The sequence below is a fragment of the Streptomyces genisteinicus genome (assembly GCF_014489615.1).
GTDB classification, from domain to species: domain Bacteria; phylum Actinomycetota; class Actinomycetes; order Streptomycetales; family Streptomycetaceae; genus Streptomyces; species Streptomyces genisteinicus.
In genome coordinates this window covers 1,136,829-1,150,567 of record NZ_CP060825.1, presented here as the reverse complement: position 1 = coordinate 1,150,567, position 13,739 = coordinate 1,136,829, and the positions used below count along the sequence as shown (strand labels likewise).

13 protein-coding genes and 2 tRNA genes are annotated in these 13,739 nt (G+C 73.0%); 9 read left to right on the top strand and 6 right to left on the bottom strand.

The window, feature by feature from the left end; all coding sequences use genetic code 11:
- Window positions 1-43: 43 nt before the first annotated feature.
- Window positions 44-880 carry an arylamine N-acetyltransferase family protein gene (locus IAG43_RS05045; protein ID WP_187739553.1) on the bottom strand — a complete coding sequence of 279 codons (837 nt, stop codon included), beginning with the start codon at window positions 878-880 and terminating at the stop codon, window positions 44-46.
- Between the two features lie 189 nt (window positions 881-1,069).
- Between IAG43_RS05045 and IAG43_RS05040 the strand changes: the two genes are divergently transcribed.
- Window positions 1,070-1,222, top strand: a complete 153-nt coding sequence (locus tag IAG43_RS05040) for a hypothetical protein (protein WP_187739552.1) — start codon at window positions 1,070-1,072, stop codon at window positions 1,220-1,222.
- Window positions 1,223-1,260: 38 nt separating this feature from the next.
- On the opposite strand, the gene IAG43_RS05035 is transcribed toward IAG43_RS05040, so the two are convergent.
- The gene (locus IAG43_RS05035) at window positions 1,261-1,818 is read right to left on the bottom strand and encodes a CGNR zinc finger domain-containing protein (RefSeq protein WP_187739551.1); all 558 of its coding nucleotides are present in this window, start codon (window positions 1,816-1,818) and stop codon (window positions 1,261-1,263) included.
- Window positions 1,819-2,011: 193 nt separating this feature from the next.
- Entirely contained in the window at window positions 2,012-2,425 is a 414-nt protein-coding gene (locus IAG43_RS05030) for an SsgA family sporulation/cell division regulator (RefSeq protein WP_003959770.1), read from the bottom strand.
- Between the two features lie 211 nt (window positions 2,426-2,636).
- Between IAG43_RS05030 and IAG43_RS05025 the strand changes: the two genes are divergently transcribed.
- Together IAG43_RS05025 and IAG43_RS05020 are read left to right on the top strand one after the other, a co-directional pair.
- Window positions 2,637-3,125 carry a TIGR02611 family protein gene (locus IAG43_RS05025; protein WP_246574072.1) on the top strand — a complete coding sequence of 163 codons (489 nt, stop codon included), beginning with the start codon at window positions 2,637-2,639 and terminating at the stop codon, window positions 3,123-3,125.
- A 51-nt stretch (window positions 3,126-3,176) separates the two neighbouring features.
- Window positions 3,177-3,248 (top strand) — tRNA-Val (locus tag IAG43_RS05020).
- Between the two features lie 49 nt (window positions 3,249-3,297).
- Here IAG43_RS05020 and IAG43_RS05015 read toward each other — a convergent pair.
- Window positions 3,298-5,787: an SCO7613 C-terminal domain-containing membrane protein gene (locus tag IAG43_RS05015; RefSeq protein ID WP_187739550.1), complete on the bottom strand. Its 2,490-nt coding sequence runs from the start codon at window positions 5,785-5,787 to the stop codon at window positions 3,298-3,300.
- Between the two features lie 104 nt (window positions 5,788-5,891).
- On the opposite strand from IAG43_RS05015, the gene IAG43_RS05010 reads away from it, so the two are divergent.
- The gene (locus IAG43_RS05010; protein ID WP_187739549.1) at window positions 5,892-6,338 is read left to right on the top strand and encodes an SRPBCC family protein; all 447 of its coding nucleotides are present in this window, start codon (window positions 5,892-5,894) and stop codon (window positions 6,336-6,338) included.
- 39 nt (window positions 6,339-6,377) lie between these two features.
- Window positions 6,378-6,452, top strand: a tRNA-Val gene (locus tag IAG43_RS05005).
- A gap of 194 nt (window positions 6,453-6,646) precedes the next feature.
- Here the strand turns inward: IAG43_RS05005 and IAG43_RS05000 are convergent.
- The gene (locus IAG43_RS05000) at window positions 6,647-6,862 is read right to left on the bottom strand and encodes a hypothetical protein (protein WP_187739548.1); all 216 of its coding nucleotides are present in this window, start codon (window positions 6,860-6,862) and stop codon (window positions 6,647-6,649) included.
- A 201-nt stretch (window positions 6,863-7,063) separates the two neighbouring features.
- On the opposite strand from IAG43_RS05000, the gene IAG43_RS04995 reads away from it, so the two are divergent.
- Window positions 7,064-8,632 carry a hypothetical protein gene (locus tag IAG43_RS04995; RefSeq protein WP_187739547.1) on the top strand — a complete coding sequence of 523 codons (1,569 nt, stop codon included), beginning with the start codon at window positions 7,064-7,066 and terminating at the stop codon, window positions 8,630-8,632.
- 245 nt (window positions 8,633-8,877) lie between these two features.
- On the opposite strand, the gene IAG43_RS04990 is transcribed toward IAG43_RS04995, so the two are convergent.
- Window positions 8,878-9,603 carry a 3'-5' exonuclease gene (locus tag IAG43_RS04990; RefSeq protein ID WP_187739546.1) on the bottom strand — a complete coding sequence of 242 codons (726 nt, stop codon included), beginning with the start codon at window positions 9,601-9,603 and terminating at the stop codon, window positions 8,878-8,880.
- 122 nt (window positions 9,604-9,725) lie between these two features.
- Between IAG43_RS04990 and IAG43_RS04985 the strand changes: the two genes are divergently transcribed.
- The 3 genes from IAG43_RS04985 to thrS all read left to right on the top strand — a co-directional run bounded on the left by IAG43_RS04985 (window position 9,726) and on the right by thrS (window position 13,665).
- Entirely contained in the window at window positions 9,726-10,292 is a 567-nt protein-coding gene (locus IAG43_RS04985) for a DUF4365 domain-containing protein (RefSeq protein ID WP_187739545.1), read from the top strand.
- Window positions 10,292-11,533, top strand: coding sequence for a hypothetical protein (locus IAG43_RS04980; protein WP_187739544.1), 1,242 nt, complete (start codon window positions 10,292-10,294; stop codon window positions 11,531-11,533). The genes IAG43_RS04985 and IAG43_RS04980 overlap by 1 nt, the downstream gene beginning before the upstream one ends.
- 155 nt (window positions 11,534-11,688) lie before the next feature.
- A complete protein-coding gene (gene thrS, locus IAG43_RS04975; protein ID WP_187739543.1) occupies window positions 11,689-13,665 on the top strand; it encodes a threonine--tRNA ligase in 1,977 nt (658 codons plus the stop codon).
- Window positions 13,666-13,739: the final 74 nt, after the last annotated feature.

The following is a 13,739-nucleotide window of genomic DNA, read 5'->3' as shown; positions in this document are numbered from 1 at the left end:
GGCGCGGCCCCCGCGGCCCCTATACGAAGCCGGAGCCGACCCGCTACGACAGCAGCTTCATGTCCTCGGGCGCGACGATGCCGAACTCCTCCGCCAACAGGGCCCGCGCCTCCTCCTCGGTCCCGATCAGCCGCTCGGTGACACCGCCGTCGGCCCGGGTCTCGGTGTACCGGCGGTCGTCCAGGGCACGGTGCACGCCGGGGCGGGTGCACTGCGCGTGGAGCCGCCGACTGAACGGCGAGCGCGGGTTGGTGGCCACGTGCCAGTTGGCGACCTCGAAGTCCGGTGCGGCGAACGGCTCGACGGTGAACGCGTACTGGTCCGCCCACTCCGCCGCGTCCCCGGTGCCCGTCCTCGCCTGGAGCACCCACAGGGCGAGCGGGCCGTCGTGCGGCGCGTGGACGAACCGGTGCGTGCGCGGCCCGGACCGGAACTCGGCGCCGGTGACCAGGGGCACGGCCTCCAGCAGGCTCCCCGCCGCTCCGAAGCCCGCGTCCGCGAGCCAGGGGTGCTCCTCGCCGGCCACCTCCACCAGGAGCGTCATATGGGTGCGGGGCCGGCTCTCGGGCGCCGCGGCGCCGAGGACCACCCGGGCCATCAGGGGCGTGACCCGGAAACCGAGCGCCCGCAGTGCCAGGGACAGCAGTGTGTTGTGCTCGTAGCAGTACCCGCCGCGCGGGCTGTCGACCAGCTTGGCGACGACGTCGGACGGAGCGAGCGAGGGCACCGAACCCCGCAGCGGGTCGAGGTTCTCGAAGGGGATCGCGTGGATGTGCGCGTTGCACACCTCCCGCAGCGCCGCGGTGTCCGGGGCGCGGTCGCCGCCCAGGCCGATGCGGGCGAGGTAGCGGTCGGGATCGAAGGCTGTGTCGACGGACATGCCGCCCACCGTAGGCGGCCCCGCGGAGCCCGCGCACCGGTCCGCGGCCCCGGTCCGGCTCCTCCTGCGGACCTGGTCCCCGAGACCGTCGCGCCCTGCGTCCGCCACTGCCAAATATGGTGAACTGCCCGGTCTCCGGCGCGTGTTGCGTGCTCAGGGCGCAGCGTGCTGCGTCATCATCTCCCCGAGATGCTCGATACCTCCCGGGGGCAGGCCCCCGCACCGACCCAGGAGCCGCGCGGCTGTCTGTTCGCGCTCTCCCAGCCGCCCCTGATGATCTTCCTCGGCGTGATCGGCGTGCTGCTGCTCATGGCGGCCGTGCACGACCTGTTCGTGCTGTGACCCCGGCTGTTCGTGCAGTGCCCCGGCCCGGGCGCGGGTCAGCCGGCGGCTTCCCGGCGGCGGGCCCGGTACGCGGCCACGTGCAGGCGGTTCCCGCACGTGCGGCTGTCGCAGTAGCGGCGCGAGCGGTTGCGGGAGAGGTCGACGAAGGCGCGTCCGCAGTCCGGCGCCTCGCACCGGCGCAGCCGCTCCTGCTCGCCCTGGACCACGATGAACGCGAGGGCCATCCCGCAGTCGGCCGCCAGGTGATCGGCGACCGAGGCACCCGGGGCGAAGTAGTGCACGTGCCAGTCGTAGCCGTCGTGGTCGGTGAGCTGCGGGGTCGTACCCGCGGCGGCCACCAGGTCGTTGATCAGGCGTGCCGCGGTGCGCCCGTCGGACGCGGCGAAGATCTCCGCGAACCGTCCGCGCACACCGTGCAGTGCCTTCAGGTCACGCGACCCCAGCTCGCCCACGTCGCTCACATGGTGTTTGCGCACGAACGCGCCGAGTGCCTCGACGTCCGGAAGTCCGTCCTCGCGCCCGTCTCCCGGTGCGGTGTTCACCAGATCGACGACGGCGTCGAGGGCGGTACGGGTGTCGTGGGGAATCAGCACGATTCGCTCCCTGGCCTGCCGCGGGCCGGTGCCCGCCGAATTGCGCCGACTCTAGCGGTTCGTGCCCGCAGCGCAGCAGCGCCGTCGCACGCGGTGGATTCCGCGACGACGGCGCCGGATGCAGCCTGTATGTGATTGTCCGCGCGGCGCCGTCTCCCCGAGACGGACGGCGCCGTGCGGCACTGCGCCTGGCTCAGCTCTCGGCCAGGATGTGCGAGAGCTCCGTGTCGAGATCGAAATGCCGGTGTTCGGTGCCGGGCGGCACCGCGGCGTCCGTCCTCTTGAGGAACGATTCCAGGGCCCGCGCCGGGGCCTCGAGCAGGGCTTCACCTTCCGGAGAGCTGAGTGCGATGCAGACGACGCCCTGTCCGTGGCTGCGGGACGGCCAGACACGGACGTCGCCGGTGCCGGTGGGGCGATGGAGCCCCTCGGCGAGCAGGTCGCGGGCGAAGACCCATTCGACCGTCTCCTCGGCTCCGGTGTGGAAGGTGGCGTGCACGGCATAGGGATCGGCCGTGTCGTACCGCAGGCCCGCGGGTACAGGCAGTGACGACTCGCTCGAAACAACGAGGCGCAGGTGCAGCTCGCAGCTGACCGTGGTGTTCATAAGCGCCAGGGCCTTTCGCTCAGTGTGCGCTCGGGGATTCGCACGTCGGCGAAATCGACATGCCACCTACGGTGCCGTTGTAAACCCCTCTGACCGTTTTGTGATCCTTCAGGTCCCTCGTACGGCGGCGTATTACTTTGCGTAATACGGCCATTCCGGTGACGACTCCGTCGGATCTCCGAAGAACTCGGTATCGGGTAGGTTGGGCGTTATGCATGCGGAGAGTGACGAGCGGGCGGAGACCGTCGCCGCGACGGTGTCCGGCCCCGCGACGGGGGACGTGACGGGACCGGCGGTGGGGCCCGCGCCGGACGACGGCGAGGGGGAGCGGCTGCTGGGATCCCGGGCGCCGCACTTCATCAAGCGGTCGAGGACGCTGCACATCAGCTGGCAGGTCGGCGTCTTCGTCGTCGGGCTCGCGGTCGTGGGCGCGGGCGTCGCGATGCTCGTGCTGCCGGGGCCGGGCTGGGTCGTGATCTTCGGCGGCATGGCGATCTGGGCGACCGAGTTCGTCTGGGCCCAACTGGTGCTGCGCTGGACCAAGCGCAAGGTCACCGAGGCGGCCCAGCGGGCGCTCGACCCCAAGGTCCGCCGGCGGAACATCGTCCTGACCACCGTCGGCCTGGTGATCGTCGCCGTGCTGTGCGGGGTCTACCTGTGGAAGTTCGGGCTGGTCATGCCGTGGAGCATCGACGAGTGACCGGCTGGTCCGGGGCAGCCCCTGACATGGGGTAATGTTTGCCCTGCGCCCGGGCGATTAGCTCAGTGGGAGAGCGCTTCGTTCACACCGAAGAGGTCACTGGTTCGAACCCAGTATCGCCCACCCGGACCGAAGGCCCCGAGGACGACCGTCCTCGGGGCCTTCGGCGTTCTCAGCGCATCCGGCCCAGGCCCTGCCGCAGCCGGCGGGCGTCGCGCAGCCGCTGCTCGTAGGTCGCACCCGTCGCCAGCAGCAGCACACCGGCCACCGCGGGCGGGGCCCAGCGGGGGAGTGCGCCGACGACCTGGGCCACGTACGGCGCCAGCTCGTGGAGGGACACCATCGCGAGGACCGCGCCGCCGAGCACCAGCGGGGCCTGGAGCCGCCACTTCGCGCCCGCCAGCGTCACCGCCAGCGCCGCAAGCCCCAGCAGGAGCGGGCGGAGCCAGTGGCTGTCGCCCCACGTCCACAGCAGGCTCGGCAGCAGCGTGATCGTCAGGCCGGGTCCGTACGCCGTCCAGGACGACGCCCCCGGGTCCCGGCCGCGCAGCAGCGCCCCGACGGCCAGCGCCGGCACGGACACCGGCAGCGTGTACGCCTCGGGCGACGTCACGTCCCATCCCAGCAGCCGCGTCCACGAGGCGAGCACCAGCAGCACGGCGGCGACATGGCCGGCGGCGGGACGCCGCTCCGGACGCAGGGCCGTCGCCGCGGCGATCACACCGCACAGCCCGAGCACCAGGGAGAGCGGGCCGGGCCGCCCCGCCGCGAGCAGCACCGCGAGCAGCGCGGCGGGCACCGCCGCGGCCTCCACCACCACGGCCACCGGCCGGCGCCCCAGACGGGCCCCGACGGCCGCCGCGGCCGCCGGGACCACCAGCAGGATCAGCGCCGCCCGGTGCGCCGGGAGTCCGGAAGCCGCCGCGGCCGCTCCGGCCAGCCCCGTCGCCGCCACCGTCGCGGCACCCGCCGCGACGGCCTGCAGCACCGTCCCCGCCGCCCGCAGGGCGACCGCCGCGAGAGCCGCGGTCAGGACGCCGAGGACCGTGAACGTCGCAGGGCGCGTGGCCAGCGACAGCAGCGCCGTGCTCGCCGCCGCGGTCAGGCTGTACGCCAGGGCCACCGCCGGCACCGGCGAGGCCGGAGCCGGCCGCTGTGCCGCCCACGCCAGCAGGCCGAGCGCCCCGGCCAGCTGCCAGCCGAGCGCGAGCGTGTACGGGGCGTCGACGACGGCGGGCACCACCAGCAGCGCCGCCCAGCCGAGCCCCGCGGCGAGGCAGAGCGCCGCACGGCGGAGCCCGGCCGCCGCCTCCGGCGAGGGTGCGGGCAGCGGCAGCGTCCGGGGCCGGAGCGCCGCCAGCGCCGCGGTCCCGGCGAGCACCGCGAGGACCACCGGCGTGGCCCACAGCGACGACAGCGGCCACCCCGGCGGCAACGCGTCACGCGCTCCGGACGGGGCACCCGCCCACACCTCGGTCAGCAGGGCCGCCGGGCCCACCAGGGAGAGCATCACCAGCGGCGCCGCGGAGAGCGCCGCGAGCGTCTGGGCCGTCACGGCCGCCACGGCCAGGCCCCGGCGCATCCCCGCGGGCAGCCCGGTGCGCAGTACGACCAGCAGGACCGTCCCGCACAGCAGGTAGCCGAGTACTCCCCAGCCCTGCGGCACCGCGGCGCGCACCGCGCCGCCCGCCGCCGCCACCGCGGACACGCCGGCCACCAGCGAGGCGGCCACCGCCACGGCGGGCGCGCGCCGGGCCCACCACAGGGCCAGCGCCGCGCCTGCGAGCAGCAGCACACCGGGGAGCACGGCCTCGGCCGGCGTGTCCGCGGCCACGGACCGCTGGAGACCCGTCAGCAGCGCTCCGCCCCCGGTGACCGCCGCGGCGACTCCCGCGATGCCGCGCACCGCGGCCGGCCGGGCACGCAGGGCCGCCACCACGTCCAGGGCGGCCGTCGCGAGCAGCGCCCACGCCAGGTCCGGGGTGCCCGGCGCGTCGGACACGGCCCACAGGGGCAGCGCGAGCTGGGCGGTGAGCACCGCGGCCGGCAGCGGTGTGGACAGCCGGGGCAGCAGCAGGCCGTGAGCCGACCAGAGGGCGGCGAGCAGTGTCGACGCCACCGCCGCGTACAGGACGCCGTCCGCGCCGGGGAACGCGACCCGGTGCAGGGCGTACGCGTCGAGCACGGTCAGCACCAGGGCCAGCACGCCCACCGCCTCCGCCGTCGACCGCAGGCCGCGGCGGAGCAGCGGCGCCGGCGCCGCGAGGGCGGCGGCGGTGACGGCGCCGAGGACGGCCGAGCGGCCGCCGATGCCCATCTGCCCCCAGCTCACCAGGGTGAACGCGATGGCGGCCACTGCCAGCAGCAGCCCGCCGAGGACCAGCAGCAGGTTCTGCACACCGGGCCCCGAGGTCTCGGCGGCAGGCGCCGGCGGCGCCTGCCGGGCACCGGCCGGCGGGGCGCCCGCGGGCATCGGCGGAGCCGTCCCGGTCCCCGGGGCCCGGACGCCGGCCCACGTGGCCGTGGGCACGGCGCCGGCGCCCCGCAGCGCGGCCAGCAGCCAGGAACGCCGGGCCAGCAACTGGGCGCGGCGGGCGTCCAGCCGGCGCAGCTCTTCGTCGAGGACCGCCAGTTCCTCGGCGGGTGGTGGCAGGTAGGTCATGGCCGCAGTGTGGCGCCGGCCACAGCCCGCGGGCATGGGCGCGGGTACTCACCTCCGCGCTGAGTACATCCGGGGCGCGCCGCGCACAGGAGCAGACTGGGCACATGGACTGGTGCCGCTACCGCTTCCGCAGCGTCTGGGAGCTGCCCGCCGCCCCCGAGGCGGTCTTCCGGGTCCTGGAGTGCGCCGAGGAGTACCCGCGCTGGTGGCCCCAGGTCCGCGACGTCATCCCGGTGTCGGCCGAGTCGGGCACCGCGCGGTTCCGTTCCTTCCTCCCCTACGAGCTGCGGGTCACCGTCCGCGCCCGGCGGCGCGACCCGGTCGCCCGGGTGCTGGAGATCGCGATGGAAGGGGACCTCGCCGGGTGGTCGCGGTGGAGCCTCACCCCGCACGGCGGCGGAACCCGCGTGCTGTACGAGCAGGAGGTGGAGGTGCGCAGGCCCCTGATGAGGCGCCTCGCCCTGCCGTGCCGCCCGCTCTTCCGCGCCAACCACGCGCTGATGATGCGCGGCGGACGCAGAGGGCTGGCCGCGTACCTGGAAGCGGTTTGAACGAAGGGTGCGACGGCCTGTATGGTTCAGTCCGTTCCCGGGCGATTAGCTCAGTGGGAGAGCGCTTCGTTCACACCGAAGAGGTCACTGGTTCGAACCCAGTATCGCCCACCACAGCAGGACTGTTGGACCCCGGTACCTTCCAGAGGCCGCCCGTCAGGGCGGCCTCTCGTGGTTTCCGGCCGGCGCCCGTCCCCGGCCGGGGACGGGCGCCGGCGGCACCGTGCACTCCTCGCGACGAGAATCCCGGATGCCGCGAATGGCGAAACGAACACGAGCGTGGAATTCGCCCGTGTGCGGTCCACTCGTCAAACGGGGCGGTATTCCTGATGCTCCGTGGAACGGATGAACGGGTCGCAGGCCGCGAGTTCGGCCAGCAGCCGGGTTCTGGCCTGTTCCGTGCGCCCGCACTCCTCGTCGTAGACGGTGGCGAATGCCGCCTGGTACGAATCGACCAGGGCCGTGATGGTCTTCGACTTCAGCCATTCCAGCGGCACCGGAACGGCAGTGTGTCGATGCGTCATGGGTGTGGTGTGTCCTTTCGGGTCGGATGTCCCGGTGAGGCGGCCGGTGACTCCGCCCCTTGTCCGCATCAGCCTCCTCGGCCGGAGCGCCGACGCATCACCGAAGAGAGGGCGAAGGAAGGGGCAGGAGAGGGCTAAGATCACCGGGCAAGGCTGTGAACTGCACGAACAACAAGCCTGCGGACATGCCACACTGATGCCATGTCAGGGGACGAGGGGGCGGCCGGGCGTCGCCGGGCGAAGATCAAGAGCGTCAGCACGGAACTCAAGCGCGTTCGTCTTCGAGGCATTGACGACCTGGACAAGAAGGGCCGGCCGCAGAAGCCCGTAGAGGTGCCGTTCCTCGAAGAACTCGCACAAGCGCACTGCGGGCGACTCGGCCTCCGTCTGCACGGACGCATCGCGCAGCTCCGTCGCCTTCTCGAAGACGGACTGCACGCGTATGCGGACGCGGGGAATGAACGGCAGTCCGATCTTGTCGAGAGTCTGCTCTTCGACGGTGACCGCTACATGAACGCCCGCCACGCGGCTTCTCTGGTCGCGAAAGCGCAGCGGAAGATGGACGCCGAGGCTTCGGCGCAGAGGTTCGAGACGCGGCGGGACCTGGCCTTCGACGGGTTTGCCGATTTCCTCGTCGCATGGCCGGACGAAGGCGGTGATCCCCGCCCCACTCCACCGTCGTCATGCGAGGAGCCCGAAGCGGCGCCGGCAGGGGGCCGGGTGGAGGCGCCGGCCGTCGTCCCGCCGGAGCCCGGCGGGCCCGGGGACACCGCCTCCGGACTCCGCCCCGCCAGGAGGCGCGCCCTCCTGGCGGGCGCTTCGGTGTCGCTCGCTGTCGCTGCTCTCCTCTCCTGGCAGGTGATGGCACGAGGCGACGGCGGAGAGGACGGACACGGCACGAACCCGGCAGCCCGGTCCTCGCACACCTCGGCGGGGAGAGCGCAGAAGGAGCCCGAGCCGCCTGCCGGCAAGTCATCCTCCACACAACTGCCGACGGGCGACGACCTGGAAGTCACCTACGGGTTCCCGGGGTTCCCCTCGGATTTCTTCGACACGTACACCGCCGCTTTTCAGGAGAAGGACCTGGGCGCGCTCAAGGAGCTGCTGGCGCGCCCGAGGATCGCGGCCGCCCCCGCCGACCCCGCACTGACGAAGCTCATCGAAGCGCGTGGCTATTTTCTCAGTGGGATGAAGTTCAACATCTCCCTGACATCCGCCAAGGGAAACACGGTGGACGTGGTGCGCATCCGGCCGGTGAACATCGAGCGGGACGAGATTCCCGTGGGCGCGGCTTTCCTCCTTCCGTCCCAAGGCGGGGACGACGTCCGCCAGATGTCGTTCGACATGGACTCGGAATCTCCGATCGCCCGGCATCCGGCGATCGGTGAAGGGCCCGAAGGCGCCCCCTTCTTCCAGTCGTCGCGCATCGTCGTCGAGGGCGGTGACGAGGCGGGTGAGGCGGTCGCGGCCGATTTCAGCACCGTCGCATCCGCGTACACGTTCCAGGTGGCCGTCGAATACCGGGTCGACGGTGAGTCGTACCGTCAATTGGTCCCCGGCCTGGACGGAGAACCCGGAACGTTCCGAATCGCGGCGAACCTGTGCCCGCTCCCGGGACTCAAGCCGCGGCTCGGCGAGGACGAACTGGCGGCGCTCGGCAGGCTTCGCTACAAGAACCTGCGCGCTGTCGACCGGGACAACATCGACCAGGGCTACTCGCTGATCGCCCAGGACCCGGGCGGGCACGGCGTCGGTGAGGAGGGCTGCTGAGCGGGGAGCACCGCGAGACACCGCTCGGGCAGGCCTCGGTGACAAGGATGCGTCGGCCTCCCCGATGAGCACGGATCACCTCATGAGCACGGAGGCGTGACGGGCGGGGTACCGGCCCCCGGCGGTGCGCCGACCGGATTCCGGCGCGTCCGCACCCCGTGCCGGGTGCTCGCGCCGGGACACTCGCCGCCCCCGGGGAGGGCCGGTCCGTCTCCGACGGACCGGCCCTCCCGGCGGGGCGCCGCTCAGGCGGCCGCCGGCAGGTCCGGGCGCAGCGGCCAGGAGGTGTCGACGGTCTCCGGCGTGCCGCTGCGGGCGAACCACGCCTGGAGGCCGCGGGCCTGGGCCGCGTGCCACACCGCCTGGAGCGTGTGCAGTTCCGCGGCCGACAGGCGCTCCATCCGCGACGCGAACCGCCTGCCCACCGCCCGGACGACCTCCAGGGCCGCCACGGCGTCGACCGCGGCGTCGTGCGCCCCGTCCAGCACCACCTCGTACTGCTCGCACAGGTCGGTCAGGGTGCGCCGGCCCTTGCGGTAGCGGTCCAGATGCTTGTCGAGCACCCTCGGGTCGAGCACGCACAGCGGCGTGCTCCGCAGGTAGCGGTCGAGCGACGACGCACGGTGGCGGCGCAACTCGCGGTCCAGGATCGTCAGATCGAACGGCGCGTTCATCACGACCAGCGGCCGCGACGCCGCGCAGTGCTCGGCCAGCGAGCGGGCTATCTCCTCCATCACCGGCGCCGGCCAGCGGCCGTTGCGCTGGAGGTGATCGTCCGTCAGCCCGTGCACCTCGGTGGCGGCGGGCGGCACCGGGACCCCCGGGTTCACCAGCCACCTGGTGATGCGCGGCCGTCCGCCCGGTGTGTCCTGGACGACGACGGCGGCCGACACGATGCGGTCCTCCTCGACGTCCACTCCAGTCGTCTCCGTGTCAAATGCGGCCAGTGGGCCGTCGAACCATTGCGTCATCCCCGAACTCCTCGCGCGTTCCTGGCAGATGGCGACAACCCCTGCCCGAACCGGTGATACCCGGACTGTTTGCGCCGTACGCCGCGCGGTGACAACACAGGTGACGGGGAAGGAATTTCGACATGGCGCTCGCCCAGCCCGAACCGGGCGGGCTGCTGCCCCAGCGGAGCGTTCCGCTGCGGGGCGCACTCGCCACCACCGCCTGCATGGAGACCCTCCAGGTGGGCTATCTGCACGCCGTCGCCGCGGCGGCCGGCTGCTCGCTCTCCCAGCCGTTCCCGGACAACGGCATCGACTGGCACGTCAGCCACGGCTCGCCGGCCCACGCGGTCGACGACGAGGTCACCATCAAGGTGCAGCTGAAGTGCACCTACCAACTGCCGCCGCACCCGCGGGGACCGGCGTTCTCCTTCACCCTGGACAACGACCACCTGGTGAAACTGGCCCGCACTCCGGTCTCCGTCCACAAGATCCTGGTCGTCATGATCGTCCCGCGGAGCCGGGACGACTGGCTCCGCGCCGGGCACGACCGGCTCGACCTGAGGCACTGCTGCTACTGGACCAACCTGGCGGGCCACCCGGTGACGGGCAGACGCCGGACGACCGTCCGGATACCGACCGCGCGGATCTTCGACGACCGGGCGCTCTGCGAGATCATGACGCGCGTCGGCGGGGGAGGGAGACCCTGATGCACCGGTCCTTCGACGAGCACGCCGAGCCGCCCGGCCCCCACCCGCTGTCCTGGACCGGCCACGCCGAACCCGACCCGTCCCAGGTCGACCCCGCGGTCCTCGGCGCCCTCCTGCACCGCCACGGCTGGTCCCGCCGCGGCGGGAGCGCCGGGCACTACTCCCGCTGGACGCCGCCCGGACCCGCCGCGGCCGCCGCCAGCCTGCTGCTCCCCGAGACCCGTGCCTTCCCCGACTGCGACGACCTCATCCAGGAGGCCCTCACCGCCCTCGCCCGCAGCGCCACCCCCGCCGCGCGGGAGGTCCTCGTCTCCCTCACCGTGCCCAGCGACGAGATCCGCTGGTGGCGCGACATCCCCCACGAGCCCGAGGGCACCGCCTCCTGGACCGCGCAGGAGCAGTTGCGCTCGGCGGCCCGGCAGATGCTCCTCGCCGGGGCGCTCGCCGTCCGCGGCCGCGCCGGCTACTACGGGGCCCGGCACCGCCGGGCGGCGGCCGCCGGTCTCGCCGGCGTGCTGGTCGGCCCCGCACCGGGCGGCCGGAGCCTGACCGCGTTCGTCCCCGTGCGGACCGGACGCGCCCTCGCCGTCCGGCTGTCGCACGCCCTGCTGGCGGCCCGCGAGGCGATCGACTACCAGCGCGCGGCCGGCGGTACGGAGGCCTTCGACGCGGCGGTCCGCGCGGGCGTCAGCCGCGAACTCACGGAGGCGGTCGTCGCCCTGGTCCGGGGCACCGAGGGCGCGCGGATCGCCCTGGAGTGGTCACCGGCGGCGGGCGTGCCGCGGGGCTGCGGGGCGCGCATGGAGCCCGTCGAGTTCTCCGCCGGGGACCTGCCCGCCCTGCGCGCGGCCGGCGCGCGCTACCTGCGGGACGAGCCGTCCGTGCCCGTCCGGCTGACCGGCACCGTCGTGCGGATGCGGCGCTCCGGCCCGGCCGGCCCGGGGACCGTGCGGCTGCGGGTGCTCGCGGGAGCCGACGTGCCGCACGTACGGGTCGTGCTCGACGAGGAGGCGTACCGCACGGCGGGCCGGGCGCACCTCGACGGGCTGCCCGTGCGGCTGGCGGGACGGCTGGAGAGCCGGGGCGGATTCCGGCGGCTGACCGGCGCGACGCCTCCCGTCGTCGTGCAGGTCGACGAGGCGGAGCGGGACCGGCTGATGAAGTCGCTCGGCCAGGGTCCCGGGCCCTGGGCGGAGACTGCGGACGACGAGCCGGGCGACGGCGGGGCGGGGCCCGGCTGAGCCGGCGTCCCCGGCCCGGGAGCCGTGCGGGTCCGGCTCCGGACGGGCCGGGCGGGTGGGCAGGCGTTTCGCGGGCGGGCCCCCGGGCTCGGTACGATTCCGTACTGCGGTGTGCACCACGCACCCGCGGATCCGCCTTCAGTCAGGAGAGACCGGTGTCAGACGTCCGTGTGATCATCCAACGCGATTCCGAGCGGGAAGAGCGCGTGGTGACGACGGGCACTACGGCCGCCGACCTCTTCCCCGGCGAGCGCACCGTGGTCGCCGCCCGTGTGGCGGGTGAGCTGAAGGACCTGTCCTACGAGGTCCGCGACGGCGAGGAGGTCGAGCCCGTCGAGATCTCCTCCGAGGACGGCCTGAACATCCTGCGCCACTCCACCGCGCACGTCATGGCCCAGGCCGTGCAGGAGCTCTTCCCCGAGGCCAAGCTCGGTATCGGCCCGCCGGTCAAGGACGGCTTCTACTACGACTTCGACGTCGAGAAGCCGTTCACCCCCGAGGACCTCAAGGCCGTCGAGAAGAAGATGCAGGAGATCCAGAAGCGCGGCCAGCGCTTCTCGCGCCGTGTCGTCGGCGACGACGCCGCCCGCGAGGAGCTCGCGGACGAGCCGTACAAGCTGGAGCTCATCGGCCTCAAGGGCGCCGCCTCGCACGACGACGGTGCGGACGTCGAGGTCGGCGCGGGTGAGCTGACGATCTACGACAACCTGGACGCCAAGACCGGCGAGCTGTGCTGGAAGGACCTCTGCCGCGGTCCCCACCTGCCCACCACCCGGAACATCCCCGCGTTCAAGCTGATGCGCAACGCCGCCGCCTACTGGCGCGGCAGCGAGAAGAACCCGATGCTCCAGCGCATCTACGGCACCGCCTGGCCGTCGAAGGACGAGCTGAAGGCCCACCTGGACTTCCTCGCCGAGGCCGAGAAGCGCGACCACCGCAAGCTCGGCAACGAGCTGGACCTCTTCTCCGTCCCCGACGAGATCGGCTCCGGCCTCGCCGTCTTCCACCCCAAGGGCGGCATCATCCGCCGGGTCATGGAGGACTACTCGCGCCGCCGGCACGAGGAGGAGGGCTACGAGTTCGTCTACACGCCCCACGCGACCAAGGGCGCGCTCTTCGAGAAGTCGGGCCACCTCGACTGGTACGCCGAGGGCATGTACCCGCCCATGCAGCTCGACCAGGGCGTGGACTACTACCTCAAGCCCATGAACTGCCCGATGCACAACCTGATCTTCGACGCGCGCGGCCGCTCCTACCGCGAACTCCCGCTGCGCCTCTTCGAGTTCGGCACGGTGTACCGGTACGAGAAGTCGGGTGTGGTGCACGGTCTGACCCGCGCCCGCGGCTTCACCCAGGACGACGCGCACATCTACTGCACCCGCGAGCAGATGGCGGACGAGCTGGACCGCACGCTCACCTTCGTGCTCAACCTGCTGCGCGACTACGGTCTGAACGACTTCTACCTGGAGCTGTCCACCAAGGACCCGGAGAAGTTCGTCGGCTCGGACGAGGCGTGGGAGGAGGCCACCTCGGTCCTGCAGCAGGTCGCCGAGAAGCAGGGCCTGGAGCTCGTCGCGGACCCGGGCGGCGCCGCCTTCTACGGCCCGAAGATCTCCGTGCAGGCGCGGGACGCCATCGGCCGCACCTGGCAGATGTCGACCGTGCAGCTCGACTTCAACCTGCCGGAGCGCTTCGACCTGGAGTACACCGGCCCCGACGGGAGCAAGCAGCGTCCGGTCATGATCCACCGCGCGCTGTTCGGCTCGATCGAGCGGTTCTTCGCCGTGCTGCTGGAGCACTACGCGGGCGCGATGCCGCCGTGGCTGGCGCCCGTCCAGGCGGTCGGCATCCCGATCGGCGACGCGCACGTCGAGTACCTCCAGGCCTTCGCGGCGGACGCGAAGAAGAAGGGCCTGCGGGTCGAGGTCGACGCCTCCTCGGACCGGATGCAGAAGAAGATCCGCAACCAGCAGAAGCAGAAGGTGCCCTTCATGGTCATCGTGGGCGACGACGACATGAACGCGGGCACGGTCTCCTTCCGCTACCGCGACGGCTCCCAGGAGAACGGCATCCCGCGCGAGGAGGCCCTGGCCAAGCTCGTCGACGTGGTGGAGCGCCGCGTGCAGGTGTGACCGACCGCGCCCGGCGGCCGGACCGAGGGGCGGCCCTCCCCGACAAGGGGGAGCGCCGCCCCTCGCCCCGTACC